Origin of the sequence: Bradyrhizobium pachyrhizi (genome assembly GCF_029714545.1) — a bacterium.
GTDB lineage: Bacteria > Pseudomonadota > Alphaproteobacteria > Rhizobiales > Xanthobacteraceae > Bradyrhizobium > Bradyrhizobium pachyrhizi.
Genome location: NZ_CP121667.1, coordinates 4944130 through 4959247, shown reverse-complemented (window position 1 = coordinate 4959247; position 15118 = coordinate 4944130). Strand labels below are relative to the sequence as shown.

The 15118-nt window shown below is 65.0% G+C and carries 11 protein-coding genes and 2 tRNA genes; 10 read left to right on the top strand and 3 right to left on the bottom strand.

Going from position 1 to position 15118, the window contains the following annotated elements:
- The first annotated feature begins 6 nt into the window (after positions 1–6).
- Positions 7–747, top strand: coding sequence for an amino acid ABC transporter ATP-binding protein (locus QA639_RS23270; RefSeq protein WP_028331915.1), 741 nt, complete (start codon positions 7–9; stop codon positions 745–747).
- Between the two features lie 50 nt (positions 748–797).
- Here QA639_RS23270 and QA639_RS23265 read toward each other — a convergent pair whose 3' ends face one another.
- Positions 798–1832 (bottom strand): cysteine synthase A, encoded by a 1035-nt coding sequence (locus tag QA639_RS23265; protein WP_157341274.1) that lies wholly within the window; start codon positions 1830–1832, stop codon positions 798–800.
- 614 nt (positions 1833–2446) lie between these two features.
- Between QA639_RS23265 and QA639_RS23260 the strand changes: the two genes are divergently transcribed.
- The 6 genes from QA639_RS23260 (at position 2447) to QA639_RS23235 (ending at position 12584) form a co-directional block, all read left to right on the top strand.
- Positions 2447–3916 carry an efflux transporter outer membrane subunit gene (locus QA639_RS23260; protein WP_157341357.1) on the top strand — a complete coding sequence of 490 codons (1470 nt, stop codon included), beginning with the start codon at positions 2447–2449 and terminating at the stop codon, positions 3914–3916.
- Entirely contained in the window at positions 3906–5351 is a 1446-nt protein-coding gene (locus QA639_RS23255; RefSeq protein WP_157341276.1) for an efflux RND transporter periplasmic adaptor subunit, read from the top strand. Before QA639_RS23260 ends, QA639_RS23255 begins: the two co-directional genes overlap by 11 nt.
- Positions 5352–5399: 48 nt before the next feature.
- A complete protein-coding gene (locus QA639_RS23250; RefSeq protein WP_157341278.1) occupies positions 5400–8528 on the top strand; it encodes an efflux RND transporter permease subunit in 3129 nt (1042 codons plus the stop codon).
- Positions 8525–11629 carry an efflux RND transporter permease subunit gene (locus QA639_RS23245; RefSeq protein ID WP_283087484.1) on the top strand — a complete coding sequence of 1035 codons (3105 nt, stop codon included), beginning with the start codon at positions 8525–8527 and terminating at the stop codon, positions 11627–11629. Before QA639_RS23250 ends, QA639_RS23245 begins: the two co-directional genes overlap by 4 nt.
- Before the next feature lie 35 nt (positions 11630–11664).
- Positions 11665–12390, top strand: coding sequence for a tRNA-uridine aminocarboxypropyltransferase (locus tag QA639_RS23240; RefSeq protein ID WP_157341280.1), 726 nt, complete (start codon positions 11665–11667; stop codon positions 12388–12390).
- A 120-nt stretch (positions 12391–12510) separates the two neighbouring features.
- A tRNA-Cys gene (locus QA639_RS23235) sits at positions 12511–12584 on the top strand.
- A 43-nt stretch (positions 12585–12627) separates the two neighbouring features.
- On the opposite strand, the gene QA639_RS23230 is transcribed toward QA639_RS23235, so the two are convergent.
- Together QA639_RS23230 and QA639_RS23225 are read right to left on the bottom strand one after the other, a co-directional pair.
- Positions 12628–12810, bottom strand: a complete 183-nt coding sequence (locus tag QA639_RS23230) for a hypothetical protein (protein ID WP_024584196.1) — start codon at positions 12808–12810, stop codon at positions 12628–12630.
- A gap of 435 nt (positions 12811–13245) precedes the next feature.
- Complete coding sequence (locus QA639_RS23225; protein ID WP_157341281.1) at positions 13246–13890, bottom strand: TetR/AcrR family transcriptional regulator; 645 nt, start codon at positions 13888–13890, stop codon at positions 13246–13248.
- 94 nt (positions 13891–13984) lie between these two features.
- Here QA639_RS23225 and QA639_RS23220 point away from each other — a divergent pair, with 94 nt between their 5' ends.
- The 3 genes from QA639_RS23220 to QA639_RS23210 all read left to right on the top strand — a co-directional run bounded on the left by QA639_RS23220 (position 13985) and on the right by QA639_RS23210 (position 15118).
- Positions 13985–14467, top strand: coding sequence for an anthrone oxygenase family protein (locus tag QA639_RS23220; RefSeq protein ID WP_283087483.1), 483 nt, complete (start codon positions 13985–13987; stop codon positions 14465–14467).
- Between the two features lie 260 nt (positions 14468–14727).
- Positions 14728–14802: transfer RNA gene (locus QA639_RS23215), tRNA-Asn, on the top strand.
- Between the two features lie 136 nt (positions 14803–14938).
- Positions 14939–15118, top strand: a complete 180-nt coding sequence (locus QA639_RS23210) for a hypothetical protein (protein WP_028331942.1) — start codon at positions 14939–14941, stop codon at positions 15116–15118.

Here is a 15118-nt window from a genome sequence, read left to right as displayed (position 1 = left end):
GTCACCATGTCCACAACCCCGATCGTCAACATTTCCGCTCTCAACAAATGGTACGGCGACTTCCACGTGCTGCGCGACATCAACCTGGAGGTCGGCAAGGGCGAGCGTATCGTGATCTGCGGCCCGTCCGGTTCGGGCAAGTCGACCCTGATCCGCTGCATCAACGCGCTGGAGGAATTCCAGGAGGGCGAGATCGTGGTCGACGGCATCGACCTCGGCCCGAACCTTCGCCGTGTCGACGAAGTCCGCCGCGAGGTCGGCATGGTGTTCCAGAGCTTCAACCTGTTCCCGCATCTCACCGTGCTCGACAATTGCACGCTGGCGCCGATCTGGGTGCGCAACATCCCGAAGAAGGATGCCGAGGCCACCGCGATGAAGTTCCTCGAGCGGGTCAAGATCCCGCATCAGGCCAACAAGTTTCCCGGCCAGATGTCGGGTGGTCAGCAGCAGCGCGTTGCGATCGCCCGCGCGCTGACCATGAACCCGAAGGTGATGCTGTTCGACGAGCCCACCTCGGCGCTCGACCCGGAGATGGTCAAGGAGGTGCTCGACACCATGGTCGATCTTGCCAAGGAGGGCATGACCATGCTGGTCGTGACCCATGAAATGGGCTTTGCCCGCGAGGTCGCCAACCGCGTCGTCTTCATGGACGCGGGCCAGATCATCGAATCGAACACGCCTCAGGAATTCTTCGCCAACCCGCAGCACGCGCGGTCGAAGCTGTTCCTAAGTCAAATCCTGAGATGAGCGAGTAGCGAATGGCGAATCCCGCTATTCGCTACGCGCCATTCGCTCCCTCAGACCAGCGGCAGCTCGATCTTGCTGCGCTTTTCCAGCCATTCCGGGACCGGCAAATTCTTCGAGCGCATGAAGGCCGGGTTGAACAGCTTGGACTGATAGCGGTTGCCGGAGTCGCAGAGAATGGTGACGATGGTCTTGCCGGGGCCGAGCTGCTTGGCGAGCTGGATCGCGCCCGCGATGTTGACGCCGGTCGAGCCGCCGAGGCACAGGCCTTCGTGCTCCAAAAGCTCATAGATGATGGTCACGGCTTCCTCATCGGAGATCAGGAACGCGGTGTCGACCTTCGCAGTCTCGACCACCGGCGTGACGCGTCCGAGCCCGATGCCTTCCGTGATCGAATCGCCCGGCGTTGATTTGACCTGCCCATTCTTGAACAGTTCATACATGCCGAAGCCGTGCGGATCGGCACAGGCGGTGACGATGGCCGGGTTCTTTTCCTTCAGGTAGCGGCTGACGCCGGCCAGCGTGCCGCCGGTGCCGACCGAGCAGATGAAGCCGTCGACCTTGCTGTCGGTCTGCTGCCAGATTTCCGGTCCGGTCGAGTCGTAATGCGCCTTGGGATTGTCGAGATTGTTCCACTGGTCGGCGAATAGCACGCCGTTCGGTTCGGTCTTGCGCAGTTGCTCGGCGAGCCGCTTGCCGAGATGCTGGTAGTTGTTCGGATTGGCGAAGGGCAGCGCCGGCGCCTCGACCAGCTCGGCGCCGCACAGCCGCAGCATGTCCTTCTTTTCCTGGCTCTGCGTCTCCGGAATGACGATCAGGGTGCGGTAGCCGCGCGCACTCGCCACGACAGCAAGCCCGATCCCGGTATTGCCCGCGGTCGACTCGACCACGAGCCCGCCGGGCTTCAGCGTGCCGCGCCTCTCGGCCTCCAGGATCATCCATTTGCCGGCACGATCCTTCACCGACTGGCCCGGGTTCATGAATTCGGCCTTGCCGAGAATGGTGCAGCCGGTCAGTTCGGACGCGCGTTTCAGCTTGATGAGCGGGGTGTTGCCGATCGCTTCGATGACGTCTTTGTTGAATATCATGTCGGGGAATTTCTTTGCCGGTCTGTGTCTTGCTTGGCGAACCTAGTGTGCTGATCGAAAAAGGGAAGGGCTTTTGCACTGCGGCAAAAGACCGGTTCAACACGCTTGACCTCGCACGCGCGGATGTCACGGGCGTGGGGAGAACGCAGTTTTGCGGCGGTCGGGTCGGCCAGTAGAATCATCCTGTGGTCGGCGGTTTCGCACGAGTTGCGCGCTCTCGGCCAATCAAGACCTGACGGCGCAGTGGGCGGTGGCGCGAGTCTGGCGTCGCGCCGGCACATCTTGCGGATTCAATGCAACAGGAGCCGAGAAATCCCCATGAAATCTTTGTAAGAATCGTGACTTCCGGCACGGGGCCGAAATGCGCGAAAATGCCGTAAAAAATAGGGAAAAGTCGGCATTCAAGGTAGCCACGAATCGCTTGCGATGCGACGCCGCGCAATCGTGACGGGGCTGTCCGCCCCATTGTCCCAAGGGTAGAATGGGACAGGCAGGTTCCATTTGAAGCATACCCCCGTGAACGTCACCCAGACCATCGCTGAACGCGGCATTCGTGTGCCACGGGCAAAGTCTGGCTTCGGCGGAGAACGGGTGTGACCCAGCCCGTGTCCGTGATGGTGCCTGGAGGCCGGTTCGGCCTCGCCGTCCGCGCGCGCCGGCTCGCGGCACGCTCGCTTATTGCGCTCGGCCTGGTCGCCGGCTCTGCCGGCTGCATTCTGACCCAGGACATCCCTGATCCGGCGCTCGACGTGCCGCAAGGCTACAAGGCCGCGCGTCTCGGCCGGCCGGGCGATGCGCTTCCGACGCTCGATTGGTGGCGGGGCTTCCGCTCCAAGGAGCTGACGCAGCTGATGGAGGAGGCGCAGACCGTCAACCTCGACATCGCAGCTGCGGTTGCGCGCTTCCGCCAGGCCGACGCGCTGGCGCGCCAGGCCGGCGCGGCGCTGCTGCCGACCCTCAATCTCAACGGATCGGAAACCTACTCGCGCACCTCCGGCTCCAGCGCCAGCGGCCTCACCAATGGCGGGCGCGAGGTGGTGAATTACAACGCCTCGCTGAGCGCCAGCTATCAGCTCGACTTCTGGGGCCAGAACCGCGACGCCGCGCAGGCGGCGGAGGAGACCGCCGTTGCCAACCGGTTCGACCGTGAGGTGGTGGCGCTGACCACGCTGGCGAGCGTCGCCAATGCTTATTTCACCGTGCTGGCGACGCAGGACCGCCTGCGCACCGCGCAGCGCAACATCGCCAGCGCCGAGCGCATCCTCAATGCGATCAAGGAGCGCTTCAAGGCCGGCACCGGCTCCGATCTCGACGTCGCGCAGCAGGAGAGCGTGCTCGCCAACCAGCGCGCGCTGGTGCCGCCGCTGCGGCAGACGCTCGACCAGAGTATCAACGCGCTGGCGGTGCTGGTGTCGCGGCCGCCGGAAAGCGTGCGCGTCTCCGGCGGCTCGCTCAACGCCGTTGCGATCCCGCGCGTCACGCCGGGCCTGCCGTCTGAATTGCTGACCCAGCGTCCCGACATCCGCCGGCAGGAGGCGCAGCTTGCATCCGCCACCGCCAATGTCGGCAGCGCGCGGGCGCAGTTCTTCCCGAGCATCCAGCTGACCGGAACGGGCGGCTACCAGAGCCAGGCGCTGGTCTCGCTGTTCCAGCCGCATGCCGCCTTCTTCAACCTGGTCGGCAGCATGACCCAGCCGATCTTCGACGGCGGCCGGATCCTCGGCAATTTCGAATACACCAAGGCCAGGCAGGACGAGTTGCTGCAGACCTACCGCAAGACGGTGGTGCAGTCGTTCACCGACGTCGACAATGCGCTGGTCGCGATCCGCGAGACCACGCGCCGGCTGCAGCTGCAGCGCGACGTGCTGTCGTCGTCGCGGCGCGCCTTCGACCTCGCCGAGCAGCAACTCAAGGCCGGCACCGCCGATATCGTAACTGTGCTAAACACGCAGCTGACCCTGTTCCAGGCGGAAGATGCCTATTCGCAGGCCCAACTGGCCCGGCTATCGGCGATCGTGAGCCTATATCAGGCATTAGGGGGCGGCTGGGAACCGAAGATGGAAAGACCGGTCGATGCTCTTTAAGCCCGACTCGACGGACGAGGAGAAAAGCAAGGCGCCGCGCAAGCGGAGCCTCCTCTCGCGCCTGCTCGGGCGCATGGTGTCGCTGCTCATCACGCTCGTGATTCTCGGCGGGCTCGGCTATCTCGGCTGGCTCGCCTTCCAGCCCAAGCAAAATGGCGGCGGCGGGCGTGGTGCGGGCGCGCGGCCCGATCTGCCGGTGCCGGTGCTCGCGGCGACGCCGCATGTACAGGACGTGCCGGTTTACCTCGACGGCGTCGGCTCGGTGAGGGCGCTCAACACGGTCATCGTGCGCTCGCAGGTCGATGGCAAGCTGCTCAAGGTGAATTTCGTCGAAGGCCAGGACGTCAAGAAGGGCGACGTGCTGGGCGAGATTGATCCTGCGATCTATCAGGCGCAGTACGACCAGGCGGTGGCCACGAAGGCCAAGGACGAAGCACTGCTCGCCAACCAAAAAATCGATCTCGCCCGCTATGAGCAACTCGCCGCCACCAATGCGGGCTCCAAGCAGCAGGCCGACACGCAGCGTGCGCTGGTCGCGCAGCAGGAGGCCATCATCAAGGCTGATCAGGCCCAGATCGACAATGCACGCGCCACGCTCGGCTACACCAAGATCGTCGCGCCGATCACAGGTCGCGCCGGCCTGCGTCAGGTCGACCAGGGCAACATCATCCACGCCTCCGACACCACCGGGCTCGTGATCCTGACCCAGCTGCAGCCGATCGCGGTGTGGTTCAGCCTGCCGCAGCAGCAGATCATGCGGGTCAACGCCGCAGCCGCGAAGGGCCAGCTTGCGGTGGACGTGTTCGGCAATGACGGCGTCACCGTGATCGATACCGGCAAGCTGACCGGCATCGACAACCAGGTCGATCCGACCACCGGCACGCTGAAGCTGAAGGCCGAATTGCCCAACGCCAGCTACCAGCTCTGGCCGGGCCAGTTCGTCAATGTGCGGCTCAAGGTCGAGACCCTGCCGCAGGCGATCGTGGTGCCGACCTCGGCGGTGCAGCGCGGTCCGGCTGGCACCTTCAGCTACGTGATCGGCGAGGGCGACATCGTCACCGCCAAGCCGGTCACGGTCACCCAGCAGAACGAGCATGAAGCCGTCATCGCCAGCGGCCTGACCACGTCGGACCGCGTCGTGACAACCGGCTTTGCCAATCTCGCCGATGGCGCGAAGGTCGTGGTCGGCAAGGACGACGGGCCGCCGGCCGCCGATCTCGCGCCGCGCAAGCGCAGCCGCAATCCTGACGGCAAGCGCGGGGCGCAAGGCGAAGGTCAAGGCAAGGACGGTAAGAAAGACTGGCAGGGCAAGGACGGCGAGCATCGCGGCCGGCACGAGCACAGCGAAGGCGATCAGAAGGGGCAGACCGGACCGGCGCCCGCGCCGGCAGCAGGGGGCGAACAGTCGGGCGGCGCGCCGAAGGCGCAGCCATGACCGGCATCCTGACTTCGTAATGTCCGATCTAACAGCGAGCACGCAGCCATGAGCGTCTCCGAACCGTTCATCCGCCGGCCGATCGCCACCTCGCTGCTCGGCATCGCGCTGATGATCGGCGGCGCGCTCGGCTACTGGGCGCTGCCGGTCTCGGCGCTGCCGCAGGTCGACTTCCCGACCGTGCAGGTGACGACGCAATTGCCCGGCGCGAGCCCCGACGTGGTGGCCTCGCTGATCACGGCGCCGCTGGAGCGGCAGCTCGGGCAGATCCCGTCACTGTCGTCGATGAACTCGACGAGCTCGTTCGGCGTCAGCCAGATCTCGCTGCAGTTCGACCTCAACCGCGACATTGATGGCGCCACGCAGGATGTGCAGGCCGCGATCAACGCTGCCGCCGGCATTTTGCCGAAGACGCTGCCGTATCCGCCTGTCTATGCCAAGGTGAACCCGGCGGACGCGCCGGTGATGACGCTGGCGCTGACCTCGGAGACGATCTCGCTGCGGGCGATGAGCGATCTCGCCGACACCATCCTGGGCCAACGGCTGAGCCAGATTTCCGGCGTCGGCCGGGTCTCGATCCTCGGCGGCCTGAAGCCGGCGGTGCGCGTCCAGGCCGATCTGGCCCGCCTCGCGGCCTATGGCATCGCGATGGAGGACCTGCGCAACGCGATCGCCGGCGCCAACGTGTCGGGGCCGAAGGGTTCGCTCGACGGCGCCCAGCAATCCTACACCATCGCCGCCAACGACCAGATCGCCGCCGCCGACGCCTACCGGCCGATCATCATCGCCTATCGCAACGGCTCGCCGGTCACGATCGGCGACGTCGCCCAGATCGTCGATGGGCTGGAGAACGACCGCACCGGCGGCTGGTACCAGGGCACGCCGGCAGTCATCATCGATATCCAGCGTCAGCCTGGCGCCAACGTCATCGACGTCGTCAAGCAGATCCGCGGCGAAATCCCGCGGCTGCAGCGGTCGGTCCCGGCCGGCGTCAAGTTGACCATCGTCTCCGACCGCACCGTGACGATCCGCGCCTCGGTCCGCGACGTGCAGTTCACGCTGATCCTGAGCGTGGTGCTGGTGACCCTGGTGGTGCTCTTGTTCCTGCGGTCGCTGCGCGCGACCCTGATTGCCGGCGTCGCGCTGCCGCTGTCGCTGATCACGAGCTTCGGCATCATGTATTTCGCGGGCTTCAGCCTCGACAATCTATCGCTGATGGCGCTGACCATCGGAACCGGGTTTGTGGTCGACGACGCCATCGTCATGATCGAGAACATCGTTCGCCATATGGAAGACGGCGAGACGGTGATGGAGGCCTCGCTGAAGGGGGCCAGCGAGATCGGCTTCACCGTGATCTCGCTGACGGTGTCGCTGATCGCGGTGTTCATCCCGCTGCTGTTCATGTCCGGCCTGGTTGGCCGCATGTTCCGCGAATTCGCGCTCACCCTGACGATCGCGGTCGTGACCTCGGCGATCGTCTCGCTGACGCTGACGCCGATGATGTGCTCGCGGCTGCTCAAGAACATCCATGAGGAGATGGCGGTCCCGGGCCTCGCCGCGGTCAGCCGCTTCATCGACCGCATGGTGGAGTTCTACCATCGGACGCTGCTCTGGGTGCTGCGGCGCCAGCGCGCGACGCTGCTGGTGACGTTCGCGACCATCGCGCTGACGCTGATCATGTATGTGCTGGCACCGAAGGGTTTTCTGCCGCTGCAGGACACCTCCTCGATCACGGCGGTGACCGAGGCCGGGCCCGACGTCTCGTTCGCCGAGATGCAGCGGCGGCAGAGCGCGGTCTCAAACATCATCAAGGCCGATCCTGATGTGGTCGGCGTTGTCTCGGTGATCGGCTCGGGCTCGGTCAATCCGACCACCAATGTCGGCCGTCTGGTGATGACGCTGAAGCCGCTCGACCAGCGGCGCGAGGGCGTGGTCAAGGTGATCGAGCGGCTGAAGGAGAAGATCGCGACGGTGCCCGGCATGACGGTGTACTTCCAGCCGGTGCAGGATGTGCAGATCTCGACCCAGTCGAGCCGCTCGCAATACCAGTACACGCTGACCGCGACCGACGCCGCCGAGGTCTCGCAATGGGCGCAAAAGCTCGTCGCGGAGATGCGGCGCGACCCGATCTTCCGCGATGTCTCCTCGGAGGCGCAGGAGGGCGGCCTGCGCGCAGCGCTCGACGTCAACCGCCAGCGCGCCGGCCAGCTCGGCGTCAGTCTGCAGGGCGTCACCGACACGCTGAACGATGCCTTCGCGCAGCGGCAGATCTCGACGATCTACGGCCAGGCCAACCAGTACCGCGTCGTGCTCGAAGCGCTGCCGATGTATCAGCGCGACCCGTCGATTCTCGACAAGCTCTATCTGCCCGGCGCCAACGGCGCGCAGGTGCCGCTGTCGGCGGTGGCGACGCTGGTCCGGACCACGGCGCCGCTCGCGATCTCGCACCAGGCGCAATTCCCGTCGGTCTCGCTCAGCTTCAACCTGGCGCCGGGCGAGGCGCTGGGCGACGCGGTCGCGGCCGTGAAAGCGATCGAGAGCAGGATCGGAATGCCCGGCAGCATCGTCGGGATCTATTCCGGCGACGCCGCCGAATTCTCGCGCTCGCTCGCCGGCCAGCCCTGGCTGATCCTGGCGGCGATCATCACGATCTACATCGTGCTCGGCGTGCTCTATGAAAGCTATATCCATCCGATCACCATCCTTTCGACGCTGCCCTCGGCCGGCGTTGGCGCCATCCTCGCCTTGATGCTGTGCGGGCAGGATCTCTCGGTGATCGGCCTGATCGGCATCATCCTCTTGATGGGTATCGTCAAGAAGAACGCGATCATGATGATCGACTTCGCGCTGGAGGCCGAGCGTCACCAGGGCATGTCGTCCTATGACGCGATCGTGCAGGCCTGCCTGTTGCGCTTCCGCCCGATCATGATGACGACGCTGGCTGCGCTGTTCGGCGCGCTGCCGCTCGCGATCGAAAGCGGTACCGGCGCCGAACTGCGCTTCCCGCTCGGTATCTCGATCATCGGCGGCCTGCTGCTGAGCCAGCTGCTGACGCTCTACACCACGCCGGTGATCTATCTGGCGCTCGACCGCCTCAACCGCCGGATCGAGCGGGCCGTGCCGGAGCCGGGTCCCAGCGGCCCGCCGATCGCGGGCGCCACCGAGGGCATGCAGTGATCTCGATCTCGGAGCCCTTCATCCGCAGGCCGGTGGGCACCACACTGCTTGCGATCGGGCTGTTCCTGGTCGGGATCGTCGCCTACCAGTTCCTGCCGGTGTCGTCGGTTCCGAACGTCGATTTCCCGACCATTCGGGTGTCGGCGTCCAGGCCGGGAGCCGATCCCTCGGTGATGGCCGCGACCGTCGCCGCACCGCTGGAGCGCAAGCTCGGCACCATTTCGGGCGTCGACCAGATCACCTCGACGAGCTCGCTCGGCACCACCAGCATCCAGGTGCAGTTCTCGATCGGCCGCAATATCGACCGCGCCGCGCGCGACGTGCAGGCCGCGATCAACGCCTCGCTCGCCGATTTGCCGAGCGACCTGCCGTCGCTGCCCAAGTTCCGCAAGGCCAACCCGGCCGCGTCGCCGGTATTCGTGCTGGCGCTGACCTCGAAGACGATCTCGACCAGCGCGATGTACGACGTCGCCGACACGGTGCTGGCGCAGCGCATCTCGCAGGTGCCGGGAGTGGGCGAGGTGACCGTCAGCGGCGCCGACCAGCCGGCGGTGCGCATCGCGCTCAACCCGGTGTCGCTGGCGAACGCCGGGATCGCGACCGACGACGTCCGGCTCGCGATCATCAATGCCAACCCGCTGGGGCCGGTCGGCATCTTCAACGGCGGCCGGCTGAGCGAGACGCTCTCGATCAACAAGCAGATGCGCACCGCGGCCGAGTTCCGCGACATCGTCATCAAGAGCTCGAACGGCAATTACGTCCGCCTCGCCGACGTCGCCGAGGTCGAGGATTCCGTGCGCAACTCGCGCTCGATCGCCTGGTTCAACAAGCAGCCGGCGGTGCTGATCCAGATCACCAAGCAGGGCGACGCCAACGTCATCGACACCGTCGACGGCGTTCGCAGGATGCTGCCGGAACTGAAGAAATGGATTCCGGCAGGCGTCGAGATCTCCACCCTGGTCGATCGCACCGGAACGATCCGCGCCAGCGTCGAGGACATGCAGTTCACGCTGCTGGCGACCGCCGTGCTTGTGATGATCGTGGTGTTCGTGTTCTTGCGTCGGGCGGTGCCGACGATCGCCGCCGGCGTCTCGGTGCCGCTGGCGCTGGCCGGCACCTGCGCCGGGATGTGGCTCGCCGGCTTCTCGATCGACAATCTGTCGCTGATGGCGCTGGCGATCTCCGTCGGCTTCGTGGTCGACGACGCCATCGTGATGATCGAGAACATGTACCGCAATCTCGAGCAGGGCATGGCGCCATATCCGGCTGCCGTCGAAGGCGCCAAGCAGATCGGCTTCACGGTGCTGTCGATCTCGCTGTCGCTGATCGCGGCCTTCACGCCGCTGATCTTCATGGATGGCATCGTCGGGCGGCTGCTGCGCGAATTCTCGCTGACGCTGGTGTTCGCGATCGCGGTCTCGACCGTGGTGTCGCTGACCATCACGCCGATGATCTGCGCGCATTACATCAGGGAGGCGACTTCGGATCATGCCACCTGGTACGATCGGGTCATCGAGGGCACGCTGTCCCGCGTCGTGGCGTTCTATGCAGCGACGCTGCGGATCGTGCTCGGCTATCCCTTCCTGACCCTGGTGGTGTTCTTCGCCACCGTCGCGCTGACGGTGACGCTCTACATCAAGACGCCGAAGGGTTATTTCCCGACCGACGACAGCGGCTTCGTGATCGGCTCGACCCGGGCGTCGGCGGATATCTCGTTCCAGGCGATGCTTCAGCTGCAGCAGCGGCTCGCCGACATCGTGATGGCCGACCCCGCGGTCGCCGGCATCGGCTCGTCGGTGGGCTCCGGCGGCGGCCCGGGCGGCGCCACCTCCAACCGCGGCACCATGTTCATCAGCCTGAAGCCGCCGGAGGAGCGGGGCGGGATGTCGACCGCGCAGGTGATCGACCGGCTGCGCCGCAACTTGTTCATGGTGCCGGGCATCCGCCTGTTCATGTTCGCCGCCCAGGACATCCGCACCGGCGGCCGGCAGAGTGATTCCGACTACCAGTACACGCTCGCCTCGACCGACCTCGAGCTGTTGCAGAAATGGGCGCCGATCGTGGCCAAGCGCATGGAGACGGTGGAGGGCATCACGGACGTATCCTCCGACCGCGATCCCGGCGGCCTGCAGCTCAACCTCGTGATCGACCGCAAGACCGCCTCCAGCCTCGGCGTCCGCGTGCAGGACATCGACAACGCGCTCAACAACGCCTTCTCGCAGCGGCAGATCTCTTACATCTACACCCAGCGCAATCAGTACGTGGTGGTGCTCGAGATCGATCCCAAATTCCAGAGCGATCCGTCGAACCTCGAGCGCATCTACGTTGCCGGCGCCAACGACGTGCAGGTGCCGCTGTCGGCGCTGGTGCACTACCAGCGTGGATTGTCGGCGCTCGCGGTCTATCACTCCGGCGGCTTCCCCTCGACCACGGTGTCGTTCAACCTGCTGCCGGACGTGCCGCTGGAGGTCGCGACGACGAACATCCAGCAGGCGGTCAACGAGTTGCACATGCCCGAGGGCATTCGCGGCAGCTTCGACGGCAATGCCGGCGATTTCAACAAGACCAGCGGGCGGCAGCCGCTGCTGATCCTCGGCGCGCTGGTCGCGATGTATATCGTGCTCGGCGTGCTCTATGAGAGCCTGGCGCATCCGATCACGATCATCTCGACACTGCCGTCGGCCGGCCTCGGCGCCTTGCTCGCCTTGCAGGTGACCAACACGCCGCTGACGGTGATCGCCTTCGTCGGCATCATCCTGTTGATCGGCATCGTCAAGAAGAACGGCATCATGATGGTCGACTTCGCGCTCGAGGCCGAGCGGCATCAGGGCCTGTCGTCGCGGGACGCGATCTTCGAGGCCTGCCGGGCGCGCTTCCGCCCCATCCTGATGACGACGATGGCTGCGCTGTTCGCCGGCATTCCGCTGGTGATTGCGACCGGCCCGGGCACCGAGCTGCGCCGGCCGCTCGGCATCACCATCATCGGCGGCCTGTTCGTGTCGCAGATCCTGACGCTCTACACGACACCGGTGATCTATCTCTTGATCGACCGGCTGCGCCAGCGCCGCGAGCCGTCAGGCGTGCACGCACCCGCGGAATAGTTTGAATTGCACGATTGCAAGCGTATAGCGGAGCGATGTCCGAACCGACCGAAGCAAAAACCGATATCGTCGCCGAGATCGAGGAGTGCGCGCATTGCGGCAAGCCGTTGCCGCTGTGCATCTGCGACAGCGTCACGCCGATCGAGAGCCGCGTCCAGCTCCTGATCCTGATCCATCCGCAGGAGCAGGACAGGGCGCTGGGCACCGCGCGACTGCTGGCGCGGCATTTCGAGAACGCCGTGGTCCGGATCGGGCTGTCCTGGCCGAGCCTTGCCAAGGCACTGGGCCGGCCGGTGCCCGATCCGTCGCGCTGGGCGGTGCTCTATCTCGGCTCCGCCAAGGTCGAGGACCTCGAGACCGATGCCGAGATCGTCGCGATCAACCGCAAGGGCGAGCTGGAGCCGCATCAGCGCGCCATCCTGGCCGACATCGAGGGCATCGTGCTGCTCGACGGCACCTGGAGCCAGGCCAAGGCGCTGTGGTGGCGCAATGCCTGGATGCTGAAGTGCCAACGGGTGATTCTCGGGCCGAAACGGCCCTCGCTCTACGGCAGACTGCGGCGGGAACCGCGCCGCGACGGCCTGTCCACCATTGAGGCGGCCGCGATCCTGCTCGCGGGGCTGGAGAAGCGGCCGGACATCGCCGCAACGTTGTCAGGCAGTTTCGAGCGGATGCTGGCGAGGTTCCGGGAAGTGCAGGCCAAATTGCCGGAATTGGCGCCCAAACCGAAGAAGCGGGATTTCCGGAAACGCCGGCGCTAGAGCCTGATCCGGAAAAGCGCGAAGCGGTCTTCCGGAAGGATATTGCTCAAACAAGGGGCACCTTACCTTCCGGCTCGGTTGCCTATCGGAGAGAGGCCGTATATGAAGTCCGCCGCAAGGGGCCACGTGGCGGAGTGGTTACGCAACGGTCTGCAAAACCGTGTACACCAGTTCAATTCTGGTCGTGGCCTCCACTCATCTCATCAATGGCTTGCAGCCAATCAATGAGAAGCCGCATTAGCTCGCGGCGTACCAACCTTCAGGAAACGGAATCAGCGGCCACGGCGCCTGGTTGTCATTGGCCGCGCGCGGTGGCGGCTGAATGCGGGGCGAGGGCTGAGCCACGAAATCCTCCTGAGCAATGGGCGCGATCGCCGTTCGCACGGCGTCCAGCAGCAGATCAAATTCGACTTCGCTCATCGCGCTCTCCGAGGTTCGAGAGCGCCATGGTCGCAAAACTGTCTTCGGTCCGGATTGAGCGATTCGTTCGAATTTTATGAAAAGAACGATGGCGCCCGTGTTGGTTAACAAATCGTTGGTGACCCTTCGGGAACCTAGGTCGGCGTGGCCGCACCTCATGTGAGACAGATCACATCTTGCGAAAAACTCCGCCCGGAATTCCCGGCAATCCTCATAGCCGTCAAATATCGCAGGACTTTTAGGGAGCCGTGACAATGAGGGCGTGCATCGCGGGATACTTGTTGATCGCATGCCACCTCGATCCGCGGCTCTTGCTGACATGGTCTCACCAGTGGGCAGTGTTGGGCGCTGCGGGCAGTTCCCGGACAGCGCAAATCGCCTACGCCCGCTGTCTATCGCCTCGAGCCGGAGGAAATTCCCGACGTCTGCGCGCCGTTACGTCAGCCCGGTGAGGTCGTGCGGCAGCATGGTCTTGAACTGCGTCAGCGCCTGCCGCGCCTTCCGCGGTGGCAGCGTGATCGCGTGACGCACGGCGGCTGCGATCAGCGTCATGATCAGTGCTGAAAAGGTGGCGAAGGCGGCAGTCGGCATGTCTGGCGCAATCCGCCTGACCGCGTCGGACAGCAGGCCGGAGAGCACGGCCATGTCGTCCGCATCGAGCTTCTGCAGGGCGCGGTCGGCTTGCGTCGCCTGCCAGATGTCGCGCATGACAGGCTCGCGCATGAACATCTCGTAGTAGCTGTCGACGATCCGGCAAAGTGCCGGGTGCAGGTCGCGCGCGGTCGTCACCGCGGCCAGATCGCGCCTGACGCAATCGCGCCCGACCGCGTTATGGCGTTCGGCCAGGGTGCCGATGATCGCGGCCTTGTCCGGGAAATATTGATAGAGCGAGCCGAATGCGACGCCGCTGCGCGCGACGACGTCGCTCATGCGGAAGGCCTCGCTGCCCTTTTCCGCCATGATCTCGGTCGCGCAGGCAAGGATGCGCTCGAAGCGCTCGCGGCTGCGCTGCTGGGTCGGGGCAAGCCGCGCCAGCCCGGGGAGGGGGACTTCCACGGCCGCGGCCTTTCGTCTCGACATCTCTCGCTTCCCTGCGATCGGGGTTGACGGCCCTAATACGAGAGTTTATCGCATTTCACAAATACGAGTATATCTCGCATTTGGAGGCGGAACGATGCGCCAGATCCTGACCTCGGCCTTGCTGTGGTTTTCCGCGCTCGGCTGCGGCTTGCTCGCCGGGCTCTATTTCGCGTTCTCGGCTTTCGTCATGACCGCGCTCGGCCGCATCGATCAGGCCGCCGGCATCTCGGCAATGAACGCGATCAATGCCGATATCGTCCGCTCGCCGTTCATGCCGGTGTTCCTCGGCACCACGCTGTCCTGCGCTGTGCTGGTCGTGCTCGGCGGGCTCAGATGGCAGGAGCCGGGCGCGATTGCGATGATTTGCGGCGCCCTCTACGTGGTCGGCATGTTCGTCGTCACGGTCGCCTTCAATGTGCCGCTGAACGATCAGCTTGCGGCCTCTGACCCTGCGGGCACGTCGGCGGCATCTGTCTGGGCGCGCTATCTGACCGACTGGACCTTCTGGAACCACGTGCGGACCATCGCCTCGCTGGCCGCGACCGCGCTGTTCATCGTTGCCATCGGCGGGCGATAGCCTGCCGGCTTGCGCGGCGAAGCCGGGCGGTGGTGCCCGAGACCAGAATCGCAGCCGCGACGCGATCGCCGCGCTGGCGGTGTTTCCAGGTGCCCGCAAGGGCGGCGGCCGGGCGCGCACCGCGCGGAGGAATGGGTAAACCCTTGTAACGCAGAGATTTACGGTCCCCGGTAAAGTTTCGCCGGAGGGGCGATTTGGTTCTTTGCAAGGCCGAAAGGCTTTGTTATACGCTGCCCGCTCGCGAACAGATGTTCGCCTATTCCTCGGTAGCTCAGCGGTAGAGCATTCGACTGTTAATCGAATGGTCGCTGGTTCGAATCCAGCCCGGGGAGCCAGTTTGGTCTGGCCCCATCGATCCCCCAAATCGCCAATCACAAGCCCGTGGTCCGCAGCGGACAGGCCGAAAACGTCGTCAAATCGACTCAATAACCTTCAACACTCGCTTCCGTCGGGTCTTGAGAGGTGATTTTGATGACCATTAACTTGATCGACCTGTCGATGCCGCAGCCGACGCTCGTTCCGAATGACGCGCCTGACATCAGTGACGATGAATGCGTCCGCCGACTCGCGAAGGCCGTCGAGGAGCATGATTCCGAGCATCTCGACGAAGTGGCCCGCCTGATCGGCCGGCTTGCCGTCACGATCGAATAG

What these genes read in the sequence shown, in the direction of transcription:
- QA639_RS23255 (WP_157341276.1), top strand. Translation starts at nt 3,906, where the DNA reads ATGCTCTTTAAGCCCGACTCGACGGACGAGGAGAAAAGCAAGGCGCCG.
- QA639_RS23210 (WP_028331942.1), top strand. Translation starts at nt 14,939, where the DNA reads ATGACCATTAACTTGATCGACCTGTCGATGCCGCAGCCGACGCTCGTT.
- QA639_RS23270 (WP_028331915.1), top strand. Translation starts at nt 7, where the DNA reads ATGTCCACAACCCCGATCGTCAACATTTCCGCTCTCAACAAATGGTAC.
- QA639_RS23220 (WP_283087483.1), top strand. Translation starts at nt 13,985, where the DNA reads ATGCGCCAGATCCTGACCTCGGCCTTGCTGTGGTTTTCCGCGCTCGGC.
- QA639_RS23230 (WP_024584196.1), bottom strand. Translation starts at nt 12,810, where the DNA reads ATGAGCGAAGTCGAATTTGATCTGCTGCTGGACGCCGTGCGAACGGCG.
- QA639_RS23225 (WP_157341281.1), bottom strand. Translation starts at nt 13,890, where the DNA reads ATGTCGAGACGAAAGGCCGCGGCCGTGGAAGTCCCCCTCCCCGGGCTG.
- QA639_RS23250 (WP_157341278.1), top strand. Translation starts at nt 5,400, where the DNA reads ATGAGCGTCTCCGAACCGTTCATCCGCCGGCCGATCGCCACCTCGCTG.
- QA639_RS23260 (WP_157341357.1), top strand. Translation starts at nt 2,447, where the DNA reads ATGGTGCCTGGAGGCCGGTTCGGCCTCGCCGTCCGCGCGCGCCGGCTC.
- QA639_RS23240 (WP_157341280.1), top strand. Translation starts at nt 11,665, where the DNA reads ATGTCCGAACCGACCGAAGCAAAAACCGATATCGTCGCCGAGATCGAG.
- QA639_RS23265 (WP_157341274.1), bottom strand. Translation starts at nt 1,832, where the DNA reads ATGATATTCAACAAAGACGTCATCGAAGCGATCGGCAACACCCCGCTC.